Source organism: Arthrobacter sp. MYb224, from assembly GCF_002975455.1.
Lineage (GTDB): Bacteria > Actinomycetota > Actinomycetes > Actinomycetales > Micrococcaceae > Glutamicibacter.
Window position 1 is genome coordinate 1 of sequence record NZ_PCPU01000013.1, and the last position, 23,930, is coordinate 23,930.

Annotated in this window: 22 protein-coding genes and 1 pseudogene; 11 read left to right on the forward strand and 12 right to left on the reverse strand. The window is 62.4% G+C overall.

Annotation, left to right across the window (positions count from 1 at the left end; all coding sequences use genetic code 11):
* Positions 1-86: 86 nt before the first annotated feature.
* On the forward strand, positions 87-1,508 hold the full coding sequence (locus CQ017_RS17060) for an amino acid permease (RefSeq protein WP_258133789.1): 1,422 nt from the start codon (positions 87-89) through the stop codon (positions 1,506-1,508).
* A gap of 287 nt (positions 1,509-1,795) precedes the next feature.
* Here CQ017_RS17060 and CQ017_RS17065 read toward each other — a convergent pair whose 3' ends face one another.
* The 3 genes from CQ017_RS17065 to CQ017_RS17075 all read right to left on the reverse strand — a co-directional run bounded on the left by CQ017_RS17065 (position 1,796) and on the right by CQ017_RS17075 (position 5,022).
* Positions 1,796-3,448 (reverse strand): thiamine pyrophosphate-binding protein, encoded by a 1,653-nt coding sequence (locus CQ017_RS17065; RefSeq protein WP_105554726.1) that lies wholly within the window; start codon positions 3,446-3,448, stop codon positions 1,796-1,798.
* Positions 3,449-3,585: 137 nt separating this feature from the next.
* Positions 3,586-4,353 (reverse strand): cyclase family protein, encoded by a 768-nt coding sequence (locus tag CQ017_RS17070; protein WP_105554727.1) that lies wholly within the window; start codon positions 4,351-4,353, stop codon positions 3,586-3,588.
* Between the two features lie 189 nt (positions 4,354-4,542).
* Positions 4,543-5,022, reverse strand: coding sequence for a thioesterase family protein (locus CQ017_RS17075; RefSeq protein ID WP_105554728.1), 480 nt, complete (start codon positions 5,020-5,022; stop codon positions 4,543-4,545).
* Between the two features lie 131 nt (positions 5,023-5,153).
* On the opposite strand from CQ017_RS17075, the gene CQ017_RS17080 reads away from it, so the two are divergent.
* Positions 5,154-6,497 (forward strand): aromatic acid/H+ symport family MFS transporter, encoded by a 1,344-nt coding sequence (locus CQ017_RS17080; protein ID WP_105554729.1) that lies wholly within the window; start codon positions 5,154-5,156, stop codon positions 6,495-6,497.
* Between the two features lie 755 nt (positions 6,498-7,252).
* On the opposite strand, the gene CQ017_RS17085 is transcribed toward CQ017_RS17080, so the two are convergent.
* The 3 genes and pseudogenes from CQ017_RS17085 to CQ017_RS18515 form a co-directional block, all read right to left on the reverse strand.
* Positions 7,253-8,740, reverse strand: coding sequence for an MFS transporter (locus tag CQ017_RS17085; RefSeq protein WP_105554730.1), 1,488 nt, complete (start codon positions 8,738-8,740; stop codon positions 7,253-7,255).
* Positions 8,737-9,477, reverse strand: coding sequence for an MBL fold metallo-hydrolase (locus tag CQ017_RS17090; protein ID WP_258133792.1), 741 nt, complete (start codon positions 9,475-9,477; stop codon positions 8,737-8,739). The genes CQ017_RS17085 and CQ017_RS17090 overlap by 4 nt, the downstream gene beginning before the upstream one ends.
* 87 nt (positions 9,478-9,564) lie before the next feature.
* Positions 9,565-9,912: pseudogene (locus tag CQ017_RS18515) on the reverse strand (MBL fold metallo-hydrolase); the annotation flags it as partial.
* Between the two features lie 87 nt (positions 9,913-9,999).
* Here CQ017_RS18515 and CQ017_RS17095 point away from each other — a divergent pair.
* Together CQ017_RS17095 and CQ017_RS17100 are read left to right on the forward strand one after the other, a co-directional pair.
* Positions 10,000-10,488 carry a cupin domain-containing protein gene (locus CQ017_RS17095; protein WP_105554731.1) on the forward strand — a complete coding sequence of 163 codons (489 nt, stop codon included), beginning with the start codon at positions 10,000-10,002 and terminating at the stop codon, positions 10,486-10,488.
* Between the two features lie 69 nt (positions 10,489-10,557).
* Positions 10,558-11,301 (forward strand): S9 family peptidase, encoded by a 744-nt coding sequence (locus CQ017_RS17100; protein WP_181148514.1) that lies wholly within the window; start codon positions 10,558-10,560, stop codon positions 11,299-11,301.
* Here CQ017_RS17100 and CQ017_RS17105 read toward each other — a convergent pair.
* Positions 11,278-12,159 carry a PaaX family transcriptional regulator C-terminal domain-containing protein gene (locus CQ017_RS17105; protein ID WP_258133785.1) on the reverse strand — a complete coding sequence of 294 codons (882 nt, stop codon included), beginning with the start codon at positions 12,157-12,159 and terminating at the stop codon, positions 11,278-11,280. The two genes, CQ017_RS17100 and CQ017_RS17105, sit on opposite strands and share 24 nt — an antisense overlap.
* A 645-nt stretch (positions 12,160-12,804) precedes the next feature.
* On the opposite strand from CQ017_RS17105, the gene CQ017_RS18210 reads away from it, so the two are divergent.
* On the forward strand, positions 12,805-12,981 hold the full coding sequence (locus tag CQ017_RS18210; RefSeq protein ID WP_181150585.1) for a hypothetical protein: 177 nt from the start codon (positions 12,805-12,807) through the stop codon (positions 12,979-12,981).
* Positions 12,982-13,211: 230 nt separating this feature from the next.
* On the opposite strand, the gene CQ017_RS17110 is transcribed toward CQ017_RS18210, so the two are convergent.
* From CQ017_RS17110 to CQ017_RS17120, 3 genes are all read right to left on the reverse strand, one after another.
* Positions 13,212-14,213, reverse strand: coding sequence for a sugar phosphate isomerase/epimerase (locus tag CQ017_RS17110; protein ID WP_105554733.1), 1,002 nt, complete (start codon positions 14,211-14,213; stop codon positions 13,212-13,214).
* Between the two features lie 56 nt (positions 14,214-14,269).
* Positions 14,270-15,418: a Gfo/Idh/MocA family protein gene (locus CQ017_RS17115; RefSeq protein WP_105554734.1), complete on the reverse strand. Its 1,149-nt coding sequence runs from the start codon at positions 15,416-15,418 to the stop codon at positions 14,270-14,272.
* Between the two features lie 92 nt (positions 15,419-15,510).
* Positions 15,511-16,554, reverse strand: a complete 1,044-nt coding sequence (locus CQ017_RS17120; RefSeq protein WP_105554735.1) for a substrate-binding domain-containing protein — start codon at positions 16,552-16,554, stop codon at positions 15,511-15,513.
* 152 nt (positions 16,555-16,706) lie between these two features.
* Between CQ017_RS17120 and CQ017_RS17125 the strand changes: the two genes are divergently transcribed.
* From CQ017_RS17125 to CQ017_RS17145, 5 genes are all read left to right on the forward strand, one after another.
* Positions 16,707-18,227 (forward strand): sugar ABC transporter ATP-binding protein, encoded by a 1,521-nt coding sequence (locus CQ017_RS17125; protein WP_105554736.1) that lies wholly within the window; start codon positions 16,707-16,709, stop codon positions 18,225-18,227.
* Complete coding sequence (locus tag CQ017_RS17130; protein ID WP_374955001.1) at positions 18,224-19,300, forward strand: ABC transporter permease; 1,077 nt, start codon at positions 18,224-18,226, stop codon at positions 19,298-19,300. The genes CQ017_RS17125 and CQ017_RS17130 overlap by 4 nt, the downstream gene beginning before the upstream one ends.
* Positions 19,301-19,309: 9 nt before the next feature.
* Entirely contained in the window at positions 19,310-19,516 is a 207-nt protein-coding gene (locus CQ017_RS17135) for a hypothetical protein (RefSeq protein WP_105554737.1), read from the forward strand.
* Between the two features lie 178 nt (positions 19,517-19,694).
* Complete coding sequence (locus tag CQ017_RS17140; RefSeq protein WP_146112526.1) at positions 19,695-19,955, forward strand: hypothetical protein; 261 nt, start codon at positions 19,695-19,697, stop codon at positions 19,953-19,955.
* Positions 19,956-20,049: 94 nt separating this feature from the next.
* Positions 20,050-21,303 carry an ROK family transcriptional regulator gene (locus CQ017_RS17145; RefSeq protein WP_258133786.1) on the forward strand — a complete coding sequence of 418 codons (1,254 nt, stop codon included), beginning with the start codon at positions 20,050-20,052 and terminating at the stop codon, positions 21,301-21,303.
* 342 nt (positions 21,304-21,645) lie between these two features.
* Here the strand turns inward: CQ017_RS17145 and CQ017_RS17150 are convergent, their stop codons facing one another.
* Both CQ017_RS17150 and CQ017_RS17155 read right to left on the reverse strand, forming a co-directional pair.
* Complete coding sequence (locus CQ017_RS17150) at positions 21,646-21,894, reverse strand: hypothetical protein (protein ID WP_105554740.1); 249 nt, start codon at positions 21,892-21,894, stop codon at positions 21,646-21,648.
* Positions 21,891-22,250: a hypothetical protein gene (locus CQ017_RS17155; protein WP_146112527.1), complete on the reverse strand. Its 360-nt coding sequence runs from the start codon at positions 22,248-22,250 to the stop codon at positions 21,891-21,893. Before CQ017_RS17155 ends, CQ017_RS17150 begins: the two co-directional genes overlap by 4 nt.
* 364 nt (positions 22,251-22,614) lie before the next feature.
* Here CQ017_RS17155 and CQ017_RS17160 point away from each other — a divergent pair, with 364 nt between their 5' ends.
* Entirely contained in the window at positions 22,615-23,814 is a 1,200-nt protein-coding gene (locus CQ017_RS17160) for an ROK family transcriptional regulator (RefSeq protein WP_105554742.1), read from the forward strand.
* The last annotated feature ends 116 nt before the right edge of the window (positions 23,815-23,930 follow it).

The following is a 23,930-nucleotide window of genomic DNA, read 5'->3' on the forward strand; positions in this document are numbered from 1 at the left end:
CTTTATTTTCGCAGTTCAGGATCACTTTTTCTTTGTTAATGACGCTTAATTACTGGCCTCTCGATGAAATACCTGGGTTAGAGCGCATCAAAAATCACGAAGCAGGGCTTTCGCGCCAATTAAGTGCCAAACAGCTAAGTATGATTGCACTGGGCGGGGCCATCGGCACCGGTCTGTTCCTAGGCAGCAAGTTCGCAATTTCCTTTGCCGGACCCAGCGTCATCATCAGCTACGCCATCGGCGGATTTATCGCGGTACTGCTGATGGGCGCACTCGCCGAAATGACGGTGGCGCACTCGACTACAGGTTCATTTGGCGCCTTCGCGGAGCACTACATCAATCCTTTCACCGGATTCATGCTCAAGTACCTGTACTGGTCGTGCATTGTTCTGGCGGTCGGCACCGAAATCACTGCGGTGGGCGACTACATGCAAATGTGGTTCCCCGAGGTGCCGCCGATCATTTGGGTTGTCGGGCTGTCGGTGCTGCTCATCGGGGTCAATATGTTTAACGTCAAAGCCTTTGGGACCTTGGAATATTGGTTCTCGGCCGTCAAAGTGTTTGCGATCGTGGCGTTCATCTTGCTGGCGGCCATATTGGTATTCGGCAAAACCGATCCTTCCTATGGATTGGGCAACTACACCGCCGGCGAGGGATTCTTCATGGGCGGAATCCAAGGCGTATGGTTTGCGGTCGTGCTCTCGATCTTCTCCTATTTGAGCATCGAGATGATTGCGGTCGCCGCGGGCGAGGCCAAAGAGCCGGAATCGGCGGTCAAGAAGGCCTTCAAAGTTACCCTGCTGCGCTTATTTCTGTTCTATCTCCTGACCTTGTCGCTGATCTTGGCAATTGCACCGGTGGACGAGATCCTCCAAGGCGACAGCCCATTCGTCACGGTCATGCAGGTCATTGGCATTCCGTTTGCCGACTCGCTGCTGAATTTCGTGGTGATCGTGGCGGCCTTGTCAGCGATGAATTCCCAGCTATACATCTCCACGCGCATGATGTTCTCCCTCGCCCGCGCCCGGCAGGCTCCGGTTGCCCTGGGCCGTCTGCGCAAGAATGGTGCACCGGTTAATGCCTTGTTGCTCTCGGCCGCTGGAATCGCGGTGGCGACTATCATCTACGCGACGAACCCGGAGAAGGGTTTTACCCTCATGATGGCCCTGTCGATGTTCGGGGCTATGGCCACCTGGTTGCTGATCTTCCTGACTCACCTGTTCTTCCGTCGCCAGCATGCCCGCACCGGGGAACCGCTGAAGTACAAGCTTTTCTTCTACCCCCTCGGGTCGGTCCTGGGAGTCCTGCTCATGCTGGCGCTTTTGGTCACTACGCTCTTTATCGAAGAATTTAGACTCACCTTAATCTTCGGGATTCCCTTCGCGGCCGTGGTGGCCGGGTTCTACTTCCTCATGCGCAAACGCATGCGGGCCGCTCAAGAAGCCGATGCATCCCATGAGGCAGCCGAAGATGAGCCAGATTCCCTCACCTCGGTAGGAGTGGGCTGACCGAACTCACCGATGAGCTGCCCGGTCCCCAGGGAATGAGTTCAAAGGCGTGGCGTGCGCAGGATTTCTCAGCGCACGCCACGACTATTTTTAGCTCCGCGTGGATACTTCTTGGGACGCCATCCGGAATTTTCGCACCGCCGGAGCACCTTTCGCTCATTGGCGATAGGCAGCAGGTTCGGGTCTTAGGCCGGATGCCGAGCTCTCAGCGCTCAGCAGATTGGAGGCTCCATTTGGGTGGAAGCGGTCGAGGCGGCTGCCGCTCACCGGATACCTGAAGCGCGCCTCTAGTGCCCCTTGAACGCCTCGGCCAGCCACCAGGCCCCGCCATCCGAGGCGATCTTCGCATCGATGACCAATGGTCCCGATGGGTCCGAATCCAGCCAGCGCTTCACCTCCTGTAGATCTTGCACCGTGCGCACCGTAATGCCCGAGGCGCCGAAGCCGCGGCCCAGGGCCGCGAAGTCGGTGTCAGGGAAGACCACCGAGCTCATGTCCGGGGTTTGCCCCGACTCAGCGAAGTGGTGCACCTCGGCACCATAAGCGGCATCGTTGTAGACGATGCAGACCAGCGGCATTTTCAGCCGCACCGCGGTGTCCAGTTCGGCGATGGCCATATGGAATCCGCCGTCCCCGGTGCCCAGCACCGGCAGCCGATCGGGCCGTGCCAGCCCGGCGCCGATCGCCGTATACAGGCCAAGGCCGATGGACTGGAACGCCTGGGTAAAGCAGAAGCCATGCTCATCGGGCACCGAGAGGTACTGGCTCGGGTAGCCCATGAAGTTCCCCGAGTCGACGCTGACCACGCGCCGCTCGGGCAGGAGCTCATCCAGCGCCTTACTCAGTGTCCGCGGATCGATTGCCGACTCCGTGGAGAGATCCTCGAACTCGACCTGCTGCCAGTGGATCCGTTCGGTCAGGCGCTTGCTGATCTCGGGGGTGCGATAGCCAACACAGGCGGAGACCTTCTCGCGGCGCAGCAGCTCCAGCACGTCGCGGGCGCATTCGGCGGAGTCCCCAACCACTCCCAGGTCGATCGGGCGGTTGGCGCCCAAGGCCGGTTCATCCAGATCCACTTGGACGACCTTGGTTCGAGCGCCAATCAAATGGCCATGGCGCATGGTCCACATATTCAGGGCGCAGCCGAACCCGACGATCAGATCCGCGTCCGAGATCAGCTCGGCGGCCAGCGGCGAGGAGAAGCCGCCGGATATTCCGAGATTGAATTCATCCTCGTTGAACAAACCCTTGGCGACGGCCGAGGTAGCCACCAGTGCGCCGGTGTGGCGGGCCAGAGAACGTATTTCCTCCTTGGCGCCGCGTCCTCCGCGTCCTGCGACGAAAACCGGGCGGCTGGCGTTCTCGATCAGCACCGCCAGCGCACGGATCGAATCCCGGGAAGGACGCACCGGTTCACGGGGTATCACCTCGATCTCCTGGGTCGTTTCCGGGGCAGGCAGCACCTGGATATTCAACGGCAGATTCAGTACCACGGTGCGCCGGTCGTTGATCGCCGTGCGGTAGGCCCGGACGGTATCGGCCACGGCGCTTTGCGCACTGTGCACACGTTCGGAAACCGCGTAAACGGACGTGGCGAAAGCTTCCTGGTCCATGGCGAAATTCGAGTACACGGCGCTGGGTGCTGCCTCCGCGGCGAGGACGAGCAGCGGGGTGCGTGATTTGGCGGCCTCGCCAATTCCGGTGGCTGCGTTGGTCAACCCGCACCCCTGGTGCACGGAGACCACGCCCACCTTGCCGCTGGTGCGTGAATAGGCATCGGCCATCGTGGCCGCGCCGCCTTCGTGGCGTGCTTGGGTATAGGGCACTCCGTACTCGATCAGCGCGTTGGTGACGGCAAAGTTCCCGCTGCCCACCACGCCGAAAGCATGTCCGATACCGAGGTCCGCGAGGGTCTTGCCAACGAGTTCTGCGACGTTCATCAGGAATTCCTTAGAGGCTTGTAGTTTGTCGCTGACGGCCTGGGCGTACCTGGCCGCCAGCGGTTCCGGGCAACAGCCCACGCGAGCAGCGCTGGCCTTACCCATATGGAATCGGACAAGCTAGTCGGCGGCGGCCGCTAGCTCAGTGCGAGAACCCGCGCGGGCGCCCCGGTGCCTCCAACGATCGGCAGCGGGGCGACCACGAGCAGCGCTCCGAAGACCGGCAGCTTATCGAGGTTCTTCAGCGAAGTGATGCCGTACTTGTCATGGCCGAGCAAGAAGTTGTGCATCGGGAAAGGCGGATCGAGCAAGGCAGCGTTGCCCGCGTCGATGCCCACGGTTTCCACGCCCACCCCGGAGATCACCAGCTCCTGGGCTATGTATTGGGCGCATTCGGCGGTGAATCCCGGGGTATGCGAACCCTGCTCATCGGTGTTCAGGAACGCTGCACTGTCTTCTCCGTATTGGTCCCATCCGGTGCGGAAGAGCAGCCATGAATTGGGCGGGAACTCGCCATGTTGAGCCTGCCAGGCTTTCAGATCATCAACTGTGATCAGGTAATCCGGACTCTCGGCGGTCTCGGCGCTGAAGTCCAGGACCACCGCCGGCCCGACCAGTCGCTGCGGATCGATCTGTGACACGTCCTTGCCGTCCCGCCCCGAAATCCAATGGATCGGGGCGTCGATGTGCGTGCCGATATGCTCTCCGGTATGGATGTTATGGTGCTTCCAGAATGGGCCGGGTTCGTCATATGCGGAAACTTCCTCGATGCTGAAGTCTATTAAGTTGGAGAAGGGTTCCGGCAGCACAAGGGTCGGTGTATTGACGGAGAGCGGCGCCGTCAGGTCGTGAACAGTCACAGTTCCACTGGCGAGTGAAGACAGAACGTGGGCTAGCTGGGTCATGAGAACTCCGATAACTGGCGAAAACTTGACTGGGCATTGAACATGTATGACGGCCGTCATAGCCATTGGACGACTTCAACCTACCACCGAATCCATGCTCCGAGAAGAGCTATGCGCATCAGGCGCGCACCAATTCCCGCCCGCGCTTCGCGGCACCGACCGGGCAAAGCCCTGCATTGGGCCAACCCCTTACTGCCGCCCACCACTTGCCTGGGCGTCGACAATGGTCTGCCGAATTTCCGCAGGCCAGGGCCCGGATCCCGATGACCCTTCAGGCACGCAGACGGTAATGACCTTGCCTTCGGCAGCAACTGCCAGACCGTTGCCCTCGAACGGGTGACCCCACACCCTAAAGGCAAAGTGCATGGAGCTGGTCCCCAATCTGTCGATGCGGATCGCCGCCGTTGCAGACTGCCCGAAATACAGCTTGGACTTGAAATCTATTTCCTGCCTGACCCGCGGTGAAATGGGAAAATAACCCTTCAGGCCGAGCTCTCTAAAGAGCTTCGACTCGGCGGCTTCAACGAAGCGCATGATCACCGAATTGTGCTGATGACCTGCAGCGTCCGTGTCAACCCATTCGACAGTTCGTTCCAGCGAGCTTCCGGCGAGCGCAGCCCCGAGGAACTCGGACACCTCGGCCGCAACGGCTTCAGGCGCACCAGTCATTGGTTCCCGTCCATGGAAAGTCATGTTCACCTTTCTTTTATAGAACTATTGTAACGCACGTCACTTTAAGGCAATAATACTGGCTAGGCCCATTCGGGCGCTAACGACCACCCCTACGCCAGGAGAACGGTATGGCCTCACCCACCGCAGTAACCGAATGGAACATCCCAAAACGCACCACGGGATTGGTGCTCTTTGCCTGTTGGCTGGCAATTCTGGCCGAAGGCTACGACGTCGGCGTGCTCGGTGCGGTCCTCCCGGCCCTCGCCGAGTACAAAGAATGGTCGCTCACCCCTCTCGAACTGGGCGGCCTCGGCGCCTACGCGCTGGTCGGCATGCTGTTTGGCGCCCTGTTTATCGGGACCCTAAGCGACGTTATCGGCCGCAAGCGGATGCTACTGCTCGCCATGGTGATCTTCACTATCACCCAAGCAGGTGCGGCATTTGCCCCCACACCTGAAATCTTCGGACTGTTCCGGTTCCTCGGCGGCCTGGGAATGGGCGGGATCATACCGGTGGCAGCGGCCCTGACCATCGAATATTCCGCGCCTCGAAAACGATCGCTGAACTACGGCATCATGTATTCGGGATACTCCTTGGGAATTGTTGCCGCTGCTCTGGTTGCCATGGCGCTCCTTCCGGTACTTGGCTGGCGTTGGGTTGTAGCTGTCGGCGCATTGCCGGTTGTGCTGCTGCCGATTATCGCCTGGATTCTCCCTGAATCCTTGGAGTACTTGGTGTCCAAGGGACGCCTGGCCGAAGCCAAGGCACTGGCCTCGAAGCTCAAGGTGCCCAATTACCAGCCGGTCGCTCCGGCTCAGCCAGGCAGAAAGATTCCTTGGCGAGAAGTCATGTCGGCGATGTTCTCTGGTAAATACCTGCGTTCCACGGTCTTTTTCTGGATTTCACTGTTTTGCGGCATGGTGCTGGTCTATGGCCTGAACACTTGGCTGCCGCAAATCATGCGCAAAGCTGGCTACGACCTCGGGTCCTCGCTGACTTTCTTGTTGGTCTTCTCCTTGGCCTCGGCCGTCGGCGGATTGATCCTCGGATATCTGGCTGATAAATACGGCCAGAAGACCATCCTGGTGATCTTCTATCTGCTGGGGGCTGGTGGAATCTTGCTGCTGATGTTTCCGAACACCATGTTTATCAACCTGTGCTTTGTCGCCTTCGCCGGTATTGGTTCGATCTCCACCTCGTTGGTGCTCACCGGCTACATTGCCGACTACTATCCGGCGGCCCAACGCGGCACCGCCACCGGCTGGGCGTTGTCTTTCGCCCGCATTGGTGCAATATCGGGTCCCATCATCGGTGGCTGGATCGCGGCAACGGGGATTAGCTTCGAATTCAATTTTGTCTTCTTCGCAATCGTTGGAGTCGTAGCGGCGATTGCGGTGTCCCTGATACCACCGCGAATCGTGGAGAACCGGTCCCCAAATACCGCCGTCGAACGCGAGCTAGCAGTGGACTAATCCGCAGGAATTTACCCCCGTATTTTTGCAGGCACGGCTTCGGATCACGCATTCTCGCGTGGGCCGAGGCCGTGTTCGCTTGCGTGCAAGAAGGAAAAACCTTCTACCGCGACTTGCCCATGCACTCGGCTGAGCAGCAGCCGATGCAAGCACCGCTGCCCGGGTCGATTCCAGGTTCTGCACCGCCGTGCCATGATCTCCGGAACCGAAGCGACCGATCGCAGTTCGTACCTGGTGGCGCAAATTGATCAAGGCACATTCCCCAATTCCTATCGGCGAGGTTCGATAGGCGGCCGCAGTATTGGCGCAGTTCATGCCGCGAATGCACTCATCGGCGCCGCTGGTTCGCTTCAGTGCCATTGCGTTTGACGCTCCGGAGTTCACCGCACATCGCGGATGAAACTCCGCCGTTGCTGAAACGGAAACTCCACCGATCCAGCCTAGCTCCGCAGAATTCAGGACCTGCAGTTCGCGCACCTCGCCATTGACCGCTGGATCCACCTTGGTGGATTGCGCTCTGGGCGACTTCCGAATCGCCCATAAAAAACACAAAAATCATCGAATGGGCCGGCGATGTGCGCAGGTAATTTGAGCTTGCCGCGCCCGGCGTTCCCCATGTTCTTTGGATGGGATCTCGTCTCACGAGAATTCCGGGTTCGTCCCAAGCCTGAACCCCTCTTTGCTCCCGCGGTGATCGCTGCGCAAGCCAGCGAGCCACGGGAGCAAAGAGAATACCCAAAACCCCTACTGGATTGTCAGCCGGTGAACGTGAAACTGGTTTGCAGCTTACGGGCCGTCCGGTCCGGATTGAGCATCAGTACGCAGAAGATGCCAACGACGACCAGGTAGATTCCGATCATCCCGAACGAAGAGTTCATCCCCTGTGCCAGCAATGCAGCCATTTCAGCCGTATCCGCAACGCCCTTGGGGCTGGGCACGTACCCCGCCCGATCCATCAGACCACCCACCATGGCTGGAGCGATCACGCCGCCCACCGACGCCAGGCCCGTCAACGTGGCCATAATTGCCGCACGCTGCTTGGAACAGACGCTGAAGGCGATCGCAGTTGGTGCCAGCGGATAGATCATGGCCGTGCCGGCTCCCAAGGTCAACATGGCCACCGCGGCGTACCCCGAGAGGAATGGAAGAATCGAGAAGCACACGCCCGAGATCAGCAAGGTTGCCCCGAAAAGTGCACCGAGCGCCCAACGCACGGTAACCCCACGTTTCATCAGGTAGCGCGAGCCAAAGCCCAGAATCAACAGCGCGATGGCGCCGACGACCCAGGGGAATGTCGAGACGAGGCCAATCATTTCTGGAGACAGCGCCACCACAGAACCTAGATATTTCGGGGACCAAGTGGTCAGGAAACCTTGCGCCCAGAAGCATCCAGCACCAGCCAACACCGCGGCTACGAACATCCAAGATCCTAGAACGCGTCGGATTGGCACTATCTTCAGCAGATCCGACGAATCGGCAATACTGCCGGTACCGTTCGGCTCGAATTCCGCCACCGGCTCCGAGGGGTCCTCGGCCTTCTTCGGTGCCTCAGGTGCAATCGGCCGCGCATCCTGGGTCTTGTCCTGAGACCGCGCTTTGCCGTCTTTGGAATGGCTGAAGGGTCCATCGCGGCCGACAATGAGCCAGGCCACGCTCCAGAGCAATCCGACAAGTCCCAAGAAGCCGAAGGCCCAACGCCAGCCCAAGGCTGGGTGGGCAATAATCCAGGCCAGGGCAGGTGCAGCGAGAATCGGACCTAAGGTAGAGCCTGCGGCGATAATGCTGCTGGGCAGCCCGCGCTCTTTAGGCTTAAACCATCCGTGGGCATGCTGCAGTGAAATGGGCGTGGCGGGACCTTCGGCACCGCCCAAAAAGATACGTGTCACCAGCAGGACCGCGGCGCCTCCGCCAAAGAGCATGGGGAACTGCAGGACAGCCCACGCTATGCCCATGGTCAAGAGGATCCAACGCGTCGACACCTTACCGGCCAGGAAACCGACCGCTACGCCAACGATGGCAAAGAGGAAGAAGAACGCGCTGCCGATGAATCCGAACTGTCCGGCGGTCAATCCCAGTTCGCGCATCGCCGGGTCGGCCACCAGACCCAAAACAGCCTTGTCCGCAAAGTTGATTATTTGAAAGAGCACGAGCATGCCGGTGACAACCCACGCTCGTCGATTCATCTTGCCATTGCGAATGGCAGCACTCAAGGTGTGATCGGAGAGGTTCTGTGTAGCGCTCATACCAAGCTCCTCTTGGTTTCGGTGCCGGCAAGTTGCAACTTTACGCTTCCAATTTCAAAGACGTCGTTGTCTTCAGCAACGGATACGGTACCGGCGAAATCTTCACGTGCGGTATCTAGCATGGCTACCAGATCCGCGGCGCCTGGGGTGTTGGGAACAATGTGGTGCAGCACCAAGGAAGAAACGTTGGCCTTCTGCGCCACTTTGCCAACCTCGCTATATGGAGTATGCGACTCGCGCAGATGCACTTCGATCCCGTCTCGCGTGGGACCGTCCGGGAACGTAGCCAGAATCCCTGGCAGATCGATGACTTCATGCAGGAGCAGGTCGGCGCCTTGGGCGAGCTTCACGCAATTCTCGGAATACGCGGTATCACCCGAAACCACTACAGACCCATAGCGCGAGTCAATACGATAGGCGAAAGCGGGGAAGCACAAGCGATGGTCAACAAGGATTGCTGAAATGGTGACTAGCTCATCGCGGTAGATTTCGAATGGTTCCATCTCCGGGTGCCGGTTCTCCACGGCACAGGCCCGCACAGGTTCCGGGATCTGGATGTTGTGCGCCTGGATCCATTCATGGGGCTCATCTCGCCCTTCGTCAGCCATGCGGATGACCACGTCCGAGGCAAAGACCTTGTCCAGCAGGGCGTCCACGATTTCTTCCGTGCTTGTCATTTCACGGTCGGCCACGCGCGCGGCGATCTGCTCCTCATGCTTTCGGTCGAGGGCAGGCATGCGATTCGGCCGCCCGGGACCGTAAACCTGAATAGGACGGGTAAAGGACTCACCCGGAACTTGCCATCCGGTCACCAAGTACGCACCGAGATCGTAGATGTGATCAGAGTGGTGATGGGTCAACAACACGGCCCGCAACTCGCCCCAATCGGCGTGCGACCGGTAGTTGCGGATACTTCCCATTCCGCAATCGATGACATAGGTTGCCCCATCGACTCGAATCGCCGTGCTGGTCCCAGCACGGGAACTGGAGACTATAGGGCCGCCTCCGGTACCGAGCGTGTAAACGCTCATTCCTGTTCTCTGTTTGGTATTCACATTGATGCCTAACTCGTTGTGGGCAGCAAAGGGTCCCATCGACCGCGATGCGTGAATTGCGAGGGTGTGAAAGCGTTCGGCAGTGATGACCGAAGTGATAGAAATCATATACACCATATTTTGCGATCGCAAGACCTATTGCATATCCAATGTGATCTATGCCATGCTGAACGCGAGAGTTCGTTACCCCACAAAGGAGTCAAAATGGAGCAGCAGCAGGGTCAAGAAATCATCCTGGGCGACCTGCCCAAGGGCATTACCTTGGCAAGCGAGTCGATGGGCAACAAAACATGGAACGTCCTTGGCCACACGTACCTTTCCAAGGTTGAAAGCTCCAGCAGCTTTGCGTGGTTGTCTCTGGATCCTTCAGGAACCGGTGTCCCGCCACACGTTCACCCGACCCAGGATGAGCACCTCTACATCATGGAGGGCACCTACACCCTCTATCTAGACGGCGAATGGTTCAAGGCCGGTCCCGGCGACACCGTTCGCATGCCCATGGGTCTTCCGCACGCTTACTACATCAAAGATGAAAAACCGGCGAAATCGCTGTTCTGGGTCAGCCCCGCGGGACAACTCGCCACCCTCTTCGATGAGCTCCATGACTTGGCGGATCCCGAGGAAGTTGTACGCCGCTCGGCGCTGCGTGACGTCAATTTCCTGCCACCGGGATCGGTGCCCGGAGCAGACTAGAATCTATAGAAATTCCAGACGGCCGGCAGGAACATCCTGCTGGCCGTTTACCGGCGAAGGGAACGGCCCGTGACGCAAAACTCGCAAGATAGCCAAGTATTGAGTTACGGCGACCACCCCGATCAGCATCTCACCCTGGTGCACTCACGAGTTCAGCCTTCACGCGGCACCGCGGTTCTGGTCCATGGCGGCTACTGGAGGCAGCGGATCAATGCCGCGGTCATGCAGCCCATGCTCGAGGATCTATTGCAGGCGGGCTGGAACGTGGCCAACGTGGAATACCGGCGCGGCCCTGAGCATCCCTGGCCCACACCATCCGTGGATGTAGCTTTGGCGATCGAGCTGATCCGGAGCACACTTCGCCGCGAAGATCGCCCCGATCGCTTGGTCCTTATCGGGCATTCGGTGGGCGGGCAGCTGGTTCTGCTCAATGCCGATCGCGCCGATGCCGTAGTAGGACTTGCACCGGTCACCAATGCCATCAAGGTCTTTGAAGAAGACCTCGGTGATTCCGCGGCCAAAGAATATTTTGAACGTACACCCAGCGATGCGCCAACGACATACCGGCAGGCCTCACCTTGCCACCAGCCGTCCCCTGCGGTGCCCATGCTCCTGGTCCACGGTCAAGATGACGACCGTGTGCCATTGGAACATACACGGCAGTATATTCAATCACTGGGAGACAAAGCTCAGCAGACAGCCATGTTTCATCCGCACTTGGACCATTTCGAGGCCATTGATCCCAAGAAGCACCATTGGGACGCGGTCCGAAACTGGATGACCCGGGCGTCAGCCAATGCGCAGGCCGAGTAACTGATTGGCATACAGCTCCGCTTGCGGCGCCAGCAGCTCATGCAATGCCAGGAACGTGTTCTTGGCCTGCGGTGCTTTCCATCCTTCGGGCAGGTATTCGAAGGGAAGGTTCGGATCACGATACGGAAAATGCCGCCAACGGGTCAGCATTGGTACATAGAAAGCGAAAGCTTCTCGTTCAAGATCCATGCGCTGCTCATCGGATTCCACTGGCTTTGCCAGCTTTTCCTGCCAAGCCCCCAAGCGCCCTACGTACAGTTGCAAGAAGTCGGTGTACTGCTGGTCAAGCGCTTGGAGATCCCACCATTGCGCCACCCGATCTTGAATATCTTCCGGTGACATGTAGTCGGCACGGAAAAATTCAACATACCCCGATAATCCTCGTGCGTTCAGCCGTGCTTTGGCCTGCTCAAATGCCAATTGGGGCCCGACGGCGACACCGCTTGCAACCATTCCGAAACCCATGCTCGCCAACTCCGAACGCAGTTCGTAACGGCGATTCCGCTCGCTCTCGGGCACCGAAAATATGGCCAGGATCAGAGATTCATCGGAGCTGGAGCGAGACGGGGCGAAAATCCGCTGATCGTCCTTGCGGAAGCCATCGAGAATCTCGGCGGAAAGTTGATAATGCGAATCGCTGCCGGTGCGTTCATTGATGAGCACACCACGACTTTTTAAACGCGAAATCGTCGACCGGGACGCTTGGGACTTGATCCCCAACGCGCCGAACATCTCAACGATTGCAGATACCGGGAAGGAGCCGCTGGAGGGCTGTCCATACAAACCGTAGAGCGTCACCAGTAAGTTCTGGTGCTGCAATTTCATTCCCCCGATATCCACTGAAACGATGTCCTCCATTTTCTCCGCGGCCACGTTGACAGAGCTCAAGTTCTATCCTAAGCGGGCAGGTGCTGATTCGCGGGCAAGACGTTCGAGCACTCGGAAACCACGACCCGATGCTAACCATGTTTTTCCGAACATAGCTCGACCGATCGCGGTATCACGCCAGCGACTCGACCAGAGGACTGTTTTATACCGCTGCACATCAGCGTGAATGCCACAACGGAAAGTTCCAGTCCAATGAGCTATGTCTGCATATTGAGAACCGTTTTGTCGCACGATATCGGTGACGCTTCCACCCATAAATGACGCTCTCGATCAATGAGTGGGCACTAATTCGCTTCATCAGATCGGCCTGAACTGTGAAGAGCAATGATCCGGTTGATCCCAGTATTCGATTGGCGATCGCCCAGTGGCCCGAAAGCACTCCGCGCGGAGCAAGCAGCATGTTCTGCGCGGCTTCTCCCCCGACATCCCGTAGCACTCACACTTCGTCCATCCGAGCCGAATCGCTGCATAGCCGATCCCTCGCTGCGGATCGCGTAGAACGGCCAATCGCGCCGGCCAGGTCCGGGCACTCGGGCAACGGATGCTGCGCCTCGCACCACAAGCTCTTCCTGGGCTTACGCCAATTTCTGCTGGCAAGCCCGGAGGGGACTCCGAGTGTTTGGCGAACGCGCAACGCTCAACCAGGTCCTGTGCGGCAGCCGGCACCCGGTCTTCGAGAATCAGAAGTTCCTGGCCGACATGGAATCTTCCGGCAAGGACTTCGGATGCTTCCTCCCCGAGGAGTCCAAAGGCCATATGCGGCGTCCGGACCGGAAGAACGGGAAGCCATAATTCGGCCAGCCCGGGTCCGAACGCCACGGGGCGCGGACCAACGAGTGGTTGCCGGCGATGGCGCTGGGAGCTGGCCCAATTAGAAGACCGATGCCCCGCACAAACACTCCGTGGTCGCTACTGACCACGGAAGTTTGTGCGGGGCAGAGTTCCGGGACTAGCCATCTGGGCTCAGCTGCAAGCCCAGATCGCAGCGGGCGCATCCCGCGCGGCGGCGCAGACGCTCCGGCTCAGCCTTGCTTGAAGGCCGCGTCGAAGGACGTGGAGGACGCTGGAAAGTCCAGCTTCTTCAGCGCCGCCAGCGCCTCGGGCGCACCGTAGAGTCGGTCCATGCCGGCGTCCTCCCACTCGATCGAGATCGGGCCGGCATAGCCGATCGCCGCGAGCGCGCGGAAGGCGTCCTCCCACGGCACATCTCCGCGTCCGGCCGAGACGAAGTCCCAGCCGCGCCGCGGGTCGCCCCAGGGCAGGTGGGATCCGAGCCCGCCGTTGCGGCCGTTGCCCATGCGCATCCGGGTGTCCTTGCAATCCACGTGGTAGATCTTGTCCGCGAAGTCGGAGATGAACGCCACCGTGTCGATCCCCTGCCACACCATGTGGCTCGGATCCCAGTTCAGCCCGAATGCTTCACGGTGCCCGATCGCCTCCAGCGTCTTGACCGTGGACCAGTAGTCGTAGGCGATCTCCGAGGGGTGCACCTCATGGGCGAACCGCACCCCGCACTCATCGAAGACGTCCAGAATCGGGTTCCAGCGGTCCGCGAAGTCCTGGTAGCCGGCCTCGATGACCTCGCCCGGAACGGGCGGGAACATCGCGACGTACTGCCAGATCGAGGACCCGGTGAATCCGACGACGGTGTCCACGCCCAGGCGCTGGGCCAGCCGGGCGGTGTTCTTCATTTCCTCGGCCGCCCGCTGGCGGACGCCCTCCGGGTCGCCGTCGCCCCAGACCCGCTCACCGACGATCGCCTGGTGGCGGAAGTCGATCGGGTCATCACAGACCGCCTGGCCCTTCAGGTGGTTGGAGATGGCCCAGACCTTCAGGCCGTGGCGTTGCAGAATGCCGAGGCGCTCGGCGATGTAGTCGTCATCGTCCCAGCGCCAGGCGTCGAGGTGCTCTCCGGAGACGGCGATCTCCAGGCCGTCGTAGCCCCAGCCCGCGGCGAGGCGGGCCACCTCTTCCAGCGGCAGGTCGGCCCACTGGCCGGTGAACAGGGTGAAATCGCGTGCCATCCTTGTACTCCTTTGCTCGGTTCCTTCGTGCTGAGATGCGGTGCGGTGCGCTGGGCCTAGAGCGTCTGGGCCCAGGCGCTGGCGTTCTGCGCGCTGCGCTGGACGCCGTCGAGCACGCGCTGGACCTGGTGGCCGTCCGCGAATGAGGGCTCGGGTTGCCGGCCCTCGGCGACCGCCTCGACGAAGTCCTTGGCCTGGTGCACAAAACCGTGCTCGTAGCCGAGCGCGTGCCCGGTGGGCCACCACGCGGACATGTAGGGGTGCTCCGGCTCGGTGACCATGATATTCGTGAAGCCCTGGAGGGTATTCGGCGCGGTGGCATCGTAGAAGCCCAGCGAGTTGTAGTTCTCCAAATCGAAGGTGATCGCCCCCTTGGAGCCGGAGACCTCGATCCGCAGCGAGTTCTTGCGTCCGGTGGCCATGCGGGTGGCCTCGAAGATGCCGATCGCTCCGCCGTCGAACCGGCCGGTGAACATCGCGGCGTCATCCACGCTGACCTCCCCGCGCTGCGACTCCGCTCCGGGCAGCGGCCGCTCGTGGACGAAGGTTTCGAGAATGCCGCTGACGCCGGTGAGCTTCTGCCCGGTGATGAACTGGGAGAGGTCCACGGCGTGGGCCCCGAGGTCCCCGAGCGCGCCGCTGCCGGCGTGCTCCTTCTGCAGCCGCCAGGTCAGCGGGGCGTCGGCGTCGTGGAGCCAGTCCTGCAGATAGGAGGCGCGGACCTGGCGGACCTGGCCGATGGTGCCCGAGCCGACCAGTTGCCGCGCAAACGCCGCCGCGGGCACGCGGCGGTAGGTGAATCCAAGCATCGCCTGGACACTCTTGCCTGCGCTTTCGGCGGCCGCGGCCATCGCCTCGGCCTCTTCGAGCGTGTTGGCCAGCGGTTTCTCGCACAAGACGTGCTTTCCGGCGGCGAGCGCGGCGATCGCGATCTCGGCGTGCGAGTTGCCCGGGGTGACGATGTCCACCACGTCGATGTCCTCGCGCTCGATAGCCTCGCGCCAGTCGGTCGACGTCTCCGCCCAGCCCCACTTCGCGGCGGCGGCCTCGACGCCGGCGGCATTGCGGCCGACCAGCAGCGTCATCTCCGGTTGCATCGGCAGATCGTAGAATCGCGGCGCGACGCGCCACCCCTGCGAATGCGCGGCGCCCATGAAGCCGTGCCCGATCAGGGCGATTCTCAGGGCTGATTTTTGGTTGGGCATGTGTTTCCTCCTGCGAGGGGTAGACGTGGGGGCGCTGGCCGGGGCGGTCCGCCGGTGAACGGAGAACCGCCCCGATCCGTTGCCTGGGCCGGTTAAGAGCTGAACGCCGTCGGCAGGTACTGATCGACGTTGTCCACCGTGACCACCGGGGCGTTCAAGACGATGCGCTTCGGGACCTCGACCTCGACCAGATCGCTCATGGCCTTGTTCTGGGCGATCAGTCGGGCTAGGCGAACGCCGTCTGCGGCCTGAGTGGAGGGGTAGAGGACCGTGGCTTCGAGTACGGACTCCCCGCCCTTGATCAGCTCCATCGCGTTGGCGGAGCCGGCGCCGCCGACCATGAAGAACTCGTCGCGCCCGGCGCTGTCGATCGCGGCCAGCACGCCGTGGCCCTGATCGTCGTCGTGGTTCCAGAGCGCGTCGATCTTGGGGGCGGCGGAGAGCAGCTGCGAGGCCGCCTGTTCGCCGCCGGCTACCGTGAAGTCGGCCGGGACGCGGTTATCCACATTGAGGCCGCAGTCCTTCAAGGCGTCTTCGAAGCCCTTGCTGCGGTCCTGGGTCAGCGGCAGGGAGTCAATGCCCGGGATCTCGGCGACCACCGCGTCCGGCTTGTCCCCCAGGCGCTCGCAGATATAGTTTCCGGCGCTGCGGCCCATGCCGTAGTTGTCGCCAAGGATCGTGGTGCGGGCGGCGGCGGGGTTGGAGAACTCACGGTCCACGTTGACCACCGGAATACCGGCGTCCATGGCCTTGGTTGCGACGGCGGTCAGCGCCGTGCCATCGGTGGGCAGCAGCACAATCACGTCGACGCCGTCGTTGATGAACTGCTCAACCTGGCTGATCTGCAGGTTCGCATCGTTGGTGCCTTCGGCGACGCGCAGGTCCACGTCTTCCAACGCCTCGCCCTGCGCGATGGCGGCCGAGTTGATGGCGCCGAGCCAGCCGTGGTCGGCCGCCGGGCCTGAGAAGCCGATCACGACCTCCTCGCCCGCGGCCGAATTGCCTTCGATCGAGGCGTTGGAAGGCTGCGCGCTGCCGCCATCGGAGCCCGACGAGCAGCCGGTGACGAGCGCGCCAACCGCCAAGAGGGCACCGGTGGTGATGAGCATCTTCCGTCCGGAATGAACAGCAAACATGTCTATCTCCTCAATGAGTTAGGTACAACGCCGCCGTGTGCAGCCCGAATTATTCGGGCACCAGCCAGCGTGATTACAATCACAATAACAGAAGATCGGAGAAAATCGACGAACTTCTACCGATTGCCGACATAATGTGTTAGGTTCATCACATGCTGCAAGATGAAAAGCCCCGTCCTCTGCTCGAGGTGCACGGGCTCACCAAGCGATTCGGAGCCGTCCAAGCACTCAAGGGCGTCGACCTTTCCGTGCTCCCGGGCGAGGTCCACTGCGTCATGGGCCAGAACGGCGCCGGCAAGTCCACCCTGATCAAAACCCTGTCCGGGGTCCACCAACCCGACGAGGGCAAAATTTTCTGGGAAGGCCAGCAGATCAGCCTGCCCGGGCCCACCGCGGCCTTGGATCTGGGCATCGCCACGATGTACCAGGAACTCGACGTCGTCGACGGGCTGAGCATCGCCGAGAACATTTTCCTGGGCCACGAGCATGCGACCCGGGGCGTGCTGCACGTGAAAAGGGCCCACGCGACCGCCCGGTCGCTGCTGCAGCGCCTCGGACACGGCAACCTGTCGCCAGCGCGCGAGGTTGGCACGCTCTCCACCGCCAACAAGCAGATCGTCAGCATGGCCCGCGCCCTCTCCCGGGACACCAAGCTGATCATCATGGACGAGCCCAGCGCCATCCTCGATGCCGGCGAGGTCGCGAACCTCTTCCGCGTGGTCCGCGAGCTCACCGCCCAGGGCATCGCCGTCGTATACATCTCCCACCGGCTGGAGGAGATCCGCGAGATCGGGGACCGGATCTCGGTCATCAAGGACGGGCAAAGCACGGCGAACAACCTGCACGTCGCCCAGACCCCCAAGGCGGAACTCATCCGCCGGATGACCGGCCGCGATGTCGCAAACGTGTTCCCGGAGCGCCGGCCCCTCCCGCTCGATGCGCCCGTGGTGCTCGACGTAGCGGCCCTGGAGCTGGAGGGGCACTTCGCCAAACTCAGCTTCACGGTCCGCGCCGGCGAGATCCTCGGCATCGCCGGGCTGGTTGGTTCGCAGCGCTCGGAGATCGTCGAGACCATCTACGGCGCCCGCAAGGCAACCGCAGGCCAGGTCACGGTGAACGGCAAGAAGCTGGTTCCGGGATCGGTCAGCTCCGCCGTCGAGGCCGGGATCGGCTTATCCCCCGAAGAACGCAAAAGCCAGGGCCTGATCCTGGACGAGCCGATCTACAAGAACGTCACGCTGTCCACCTTCGAACGCTTCGCGCGCACCGGGCTGCTCGACGAAAACGCCGAGCGGCGAGCCGCGCGGGAGCAGATCGAGGCCCTGGAGCTGCGCCCTGCGGATCCGGAGCGGCCCGCCCGGACGCTCTCCGGCGGCAACCAGCAGAAGATCCTCCTGGCCCGCTGGCTGGTCCACGGGACCAAGGTCCTGCTGCTGGACGAGCCGACCCGCGGCGTGGACGTCGGCGCCCGCGCCGAGATCTACACGCTCATCCGGCGGTTGGCCGACGCCGGCACCGCCATCATCGTCATCTCCAGCGAGATCGAGGAAGTCCTCGGCCTCGCCGACAATGTGCTCGTCGTCGACGACGGGCATGTCCTCGCCCAGAGAACCGCAACCGATATCGACGAGCACGGCGTGCTCGACCTCGTCATGAAGGGAAGTGCCGCGTGAGCAAGCAAAAGACCCAGGTCATCGAACACTCTTCGGCCCAGACCCCGGACCCCGGCGCCACTTCCGGCGGCGCCAGCGGACTCCTCGGCAATCTCCTGCACGGCCCCGCCGCGCGCAGCATCGGCCTGGTTCTCGCGCTGGCCGTGCTGGTGGCCATCGGCCTGATCACCAGCGGGGACCGCTTCATGTCCTCGGACAACATGCTGGTGATCCTGCGCCATGCCTCCATCATCGGGGTGCTCAGCATCGGGGTCACCTTTGTCATCACCGCCGGCGGCATCGACCTGTCGGTCGGCTCCGTGCTGGGCTTGACCTCGGTGGTCGGCAGCCTCGCCGTCGTCCAAACGGCCGCGGCGGAATCGACGTGGCTGGTGATGGTCGTGGTGGCCCTGCTGGTCGGCGCGTTCGCGGGCCTGATCAACGGGGTGATCATCGCCTACGGCAATGTGGTGGCGTTCATCGCCACGCTGGCCATGCTGGTGGCCGCCCGCGGGCTCGCCGAGATCATCTCCGAGCGCCGCACCCTGCTGGTGACCAACACCGACTTCACCGGCTTCATGCGCGCCGACTTCCTCGGCGTGCCGGTGCTCGTATGGATCTTCGCCCTGGTCTCCGCCGCCGGCTGGTTCCTGCTCAACCGCACCACGTTCGGACGCCGCACGGTGGCCATCGGCGGCAACCTCGAAGCCTCCCGCCTGGCCGGCATCAAGGTCAAGCGCCACATCGTCTCGCTCTACGTGCTGGCCGGCGTCGCCGCTGGCATCGCCGGCCTGATGATGATGGGGCGCACCACCTCGGGCACCTCCACCCATGGCTACCTCTACGAGCTCGATGCGATCGCCGCGGTCGTGGTCGGCGGCACCCTGCTCGCAGGCGGCCGCGGCACCGTCATGGGCACCGTCTTCGGCGTGCTCATCTTCAGCACGCTCACCAACGTGTTCACGCAGAACAACATGGACACCTCCGTCCAGGCCCTGGCCAAGGGCGCCATCATCGTGCTCGCCGTCCTGCTGCAGCAGCGCTTCGCCGTCCGCAAGGAGCGCAAGGCCAAGAAGCAACCGGTGAAGGCCTAGGGGCACGACATGGATCCGGCAGCGGGCGGCGAACTGGCCGAACAGGCCCTCCAGCGCTTTTTCACCGAAGCGAAGCTTCGCGCAAACTTGGTTGGCGCAGCCTACGTGGAGCTCTGGGAAGCCCTGGAGCGCGCCGCGGCCGGCGGCGCCCGGCTGCTGAGGTCGATCGAGGTGCCCGAGCCCATCCACCGGAAGCTGCACGAGGTGCTCGACTAGGCGGAATTTGCCTCGGTCGGCGGCGAGATCTTCGACATCGAGATCAGCAGCTCCCAGACGATGCCCGAGCTGGAAGACATCGTCAAGACCGCACGGCAGAGACCTCTGTGTACTCCTTCGAGGCCCCGTTGCAAGCCGGGGCGAAACTCGCCCAGGCTCCCGAGCCGGTGTGCGCCGCGTGAAGTCAGTCGGCCGCTACGCGGGCATCGCCGATCTCATCGGGTCCCCGGAGCTGACCGCGGACGGCGCCGAGCGCGTCCGTTCAGTCCTGGTCGGCTGCGGTGCCAAGGACTTCGCGATCGACCTCGCCGCACAGCACGCCGGCTTCGCCCTGGCGCAGCTGGAGCACGGCGGCGTCCCGGAGACCCTTCCCAGGGCGCTGCGCGAACCTCTGCTTTGCGCCGTTGACCGCGTCTATCCGGCCGGAATCATCACTTGAATCGCCGATCGAAGGTCACTGTTTGGCGCGTCGCTGCAGATAGCATGTAAGCGGAAGCAGGCACGGCAGCCTGCCAGAAAGTGACGGTCCGGAAGTGGATAGCAATTCGTCGAAACCCGCTGGCGTGCGTCCGGCCGGCGCCGGGCTGGGCAACAACCGCGACTCGACGCGGCAGCACAACCTCTCCACCGTACTGGGCCTCGTGCACAGCTCCGCGGGTCTCTCCCGCGCCCAGCTCACCCGCACCACGGGGCTGAACCGCTCCACCATCGCCGCTCTTGTCGGCGAACTCGTGCAGCTCGGCCTCGTCGTGGAGAGCGATCTGGACCAGAGCCAGCAGCACGGCCGCCCCAGCATCATGATCAATCCCGGCCCGTCGGTGCTCGCCCTGGCCGTCAACCCCGATGTAGACGCCGTCGGCGTCGCACTGGTGGCCCTCGGCGGGAATATCGTCAACCCCGTGCGTTTCCATACCGTCCGCGCCCCCTCCATGCCGGAGGTCGTGAATATCGTCTCCGCCGTCTACGCGGGCATGGCCGCGGCCCTGCCCGCGCATTTCCGTGTGGTCGGCATCGGTGTGGCCGTCCCCGGGCTCGTCGACCCCGCCGATGGGACGGTGATCGAGGCACCGCAGCTCGGCTGGCGCGAGCAGCCGCTCGCCGCGCAGCTGGCCAAGGCCCTGCAATTGCCGGTGGCCTGCGCGAACGACGCCGTTGTCGGAGCCCGGGCGCAGGCGGCCTTCGGCGCGGGCCGGGAAGTCGCGGACTTCGTCTACCTCTTCGGCGGAGCCAGCGGCATCGGCGGCGGGATCGTCAGCGGAGGCAAGCTGATGCACGGGGCGACCGGGTTCGCCGGGCAACTGGGGCACATGCTGGTGCGCACGGACGGAGCAGCCTGTTCCTGCGGTTCCTCGGGCTGCCTCGAAGCCGAAGTCACCCGGGAAGAACTGCTTCGGGCTGTGCAGCTGCCGGTGGACCGGGCCGAGGACCTGGAACAAAGCGTGCTCGGATTATTCGCATCCGGCGAGGCCTCCGCGCAGCTGCGCGAGGTTCTCTCCCGGCAGGCCCGCCTGCTCGCGGTGGGACTGCGCGGCGTGGTGCACCAGGTGAACCCGTCGCTGATCGTGCTCGGCGGATTCCTGCGCATCCTGGCCGAGGCGATGCCCGATATCGTGGAGGGGGCCGTGTCCCTCGGTGCCGCGCGCGGCGCTCGTGAGCAGGTGCGCATCGAGCTTGCCCCGCTCGGCGAGAGCCTCATCCTGGTGGGTGCCGCCGAGCTGGCCTTCGCCCCGCTGTTGGCTGATCCCGCCGGCGTGCTGCGCGCGGCATCCGCGGACCGGGAAAATTAATCGGTAGGTTGCGTCCGGGTTTAAACAGCTAGCAGGCACCGTGGTGATGAAGGAGCCGGTGCAGCCGCTGGTGGTCGCCTGCGGGTGGTGGCCCAAGATGCAGCTCACTTCCACGCGCACGCAGTCAACCGGCTGGTCGCAGGAGACCTGGACCTCGTAGCTGACGGTATCTCCGAAGGCGAAGCCCTCCTGATCGGTTGCGCAACCGATGGCCGTCGTGGCCGCCACCGAACCGCGGGCGCCGACGAGCCAGAGGCCCACCCACCCCACCGTGGAAGCGCCAGGGATTCCCCGTCCGCGATTTCGTCCTCGTTAATGTCCAGGTTGGCTGGTGTTCCCACCTCATTGTCCTTTCACATACTGTGGTGCGAGCGGTGATGCTCGTGCGAAAGTGCTGTTTCGCGGCGGCGCGCCGCATCCAGGATGGGCGACCAGTCGATCTGCCACTCCCCCCACATCATCGGTCGGTATGGCGCGCTCCTGGAGCATCTGCACGACATCCACGCCGGCGTCAGTCGCCCAGAGCACGTCCAGTTCGAAGCTGACATACCGCGAATCGGTGTATTCGGCCAGCAGCTCCCAGGCGCTCATGAGCTCGCCGGTCTTCGGGTGGGGTATTGGCTGGTGAATTCACCCTGGTGGTTGTGCACGAAGATCTTGCCCGTATCGGATTTCTTGGACCGCTCGCCGAGCCGGTTGAGGGTTTGGACGGTGGCAAGGGTGTCCTCAAGGTTTCCAATGCCCGGGGAGGCGGCACCGCCCGAACCCACGTATTTCTGGCCAACGGTCTTGGCGAACTCGATGGTATCGCCGAAGGGCTCGATGTTTCGGTATCCGATGTCGGCCAACTCGGCGAGCACCGACTCGGTCCCAACCTCGTTTCCCCACGTCAAATAGCTGAAAATCTGGTGGAGATCTTGCTGGCGGGCACGCCCTTGCCTGCGCATTGCCCGGCCGATCATAATTGCCCTTCGTCATGCGCTTCTCGTGATGTAGTGGCACGGTGCGACGCAGCCGGCAGAGCGTGCAAAAACGCACCTACCGGCCATATGAGATCCCGGTCACATGAAACTAGCACGACAAATGAGGATAAGTAACGAATCTATCTAGTTTGACGATGCGTCTTCGAAACCTATGCGCAACCTTCCATCGCCGCAAGACGCGATTCTGCGGTTTAGCGCCAATTTGCCCATGCCTGCGCGCGAGGCGCAGGGCCGTTTCCATATGTCGCTTCACACCACAAACCCCTTGGTGAGCCGTGCCCATGGAGCGCAGAGCGCGTTCCGTCGATTAGTATGCTGTAATTAGTCGATGAATGACATAAGCAACTTCAGCGGCCTCAGCGGCTCAGGTGCCAGCGAACTATTCCAGATCCTCCGCGACGGACGAGCGCGCACGCGCACGGAGCTCTCGGAGATGATGGGCTTGGCCCGCTCCACGATCACCCTGCGCATCGAAGCGCTTATGGCCCTCGGGCTCGTGGGGTTCGTGGACGACGCCACCTCCACCGGCGGGCGCCCTTCCTCACGCATTGCACTGAACGCAGGCAGCAAGGTGGTTCTCGGCATCGACATCGGCGCATCCCACGTGCGCGTGGCACTCACCGACCTGCTCGGGCATCGGTTGCGTGAGGACGGGCGGAATATCGAGGTATCCCAGGGTCCAAATGTCGTCCTCGAAGCCGCCGTCGAGCTGGGCAAGGAGCTGCTGGAGGCGAGCGATCACGCGCTGACCGACCTGCTGGCGGTGGGCGTCGGGATCCCCGGTCCGGTAGAACACCGCACCGGCCGCCCGTTCAACCCGCCCATCATGCCCGGCTGGAACGGATTCGACGTTCCGGGGCTGCTGCAGGACCACTTCCATGTCCCGGTGCTCGTCGACAACGACGTGAACATCATGGCCCTGGGCGAGCGCAATGTCTCGTGGCCGGAGGTGGACAACATGCTCTTCGTGAAGATCGCCACGGGCATCGGTTCGGGCCTTATCTCGAGCGGGAGACTGCAGCGGGGAGCCGACGGCGTCGCCGGCGATATCGGGCACATCCGCGTGCATAACGGCTCGGGCATCACCTGCCACTGCGGAAACCTGGACTGCCTCGAAGCGGTCGCCTCGGGACCCGCCGTGGCCAAGAAGCTCAACGCCCTCGGCCTGGACGCAAATTCCAGTGAAGACGTGGTCGCGCTCGTCAAATCGGGCAACGCCGAGGCCGTGCACGCCGTCCGCCAAGCCGGCCGCGATGTGGGCGAGGTCCTCTCCGCCTGCGTCAGCCTCATCAACCCATCCGTCATCGTCATCGGGGGCTCGATGACACTCACCGGCGAGCACTTCATCGCCGGGATACGCGAAGTGGTCTACTCGCGGGCCATCCCGGTCGCAACCCAGCACCTGCGGATCGTCCAGTCCGGAGCCGGACAGGACGCCGGTGTGCTCGGCGCCAGCATGCTGGCCATCCACCACGCCATGTCGCCGAAGCATATCGATGCCCTCGTGAATGGGCTCAAGGGAGACTAAGCCAAGCGAAGAAACGACCTTTTGTCGATTGTCGACGATTTTTGCTTGACAGACAACAAAGTCTGGAAATAGTGTTGCATGCGTCACATACTCCAAGCGCTGGTGCTGATTGCCGC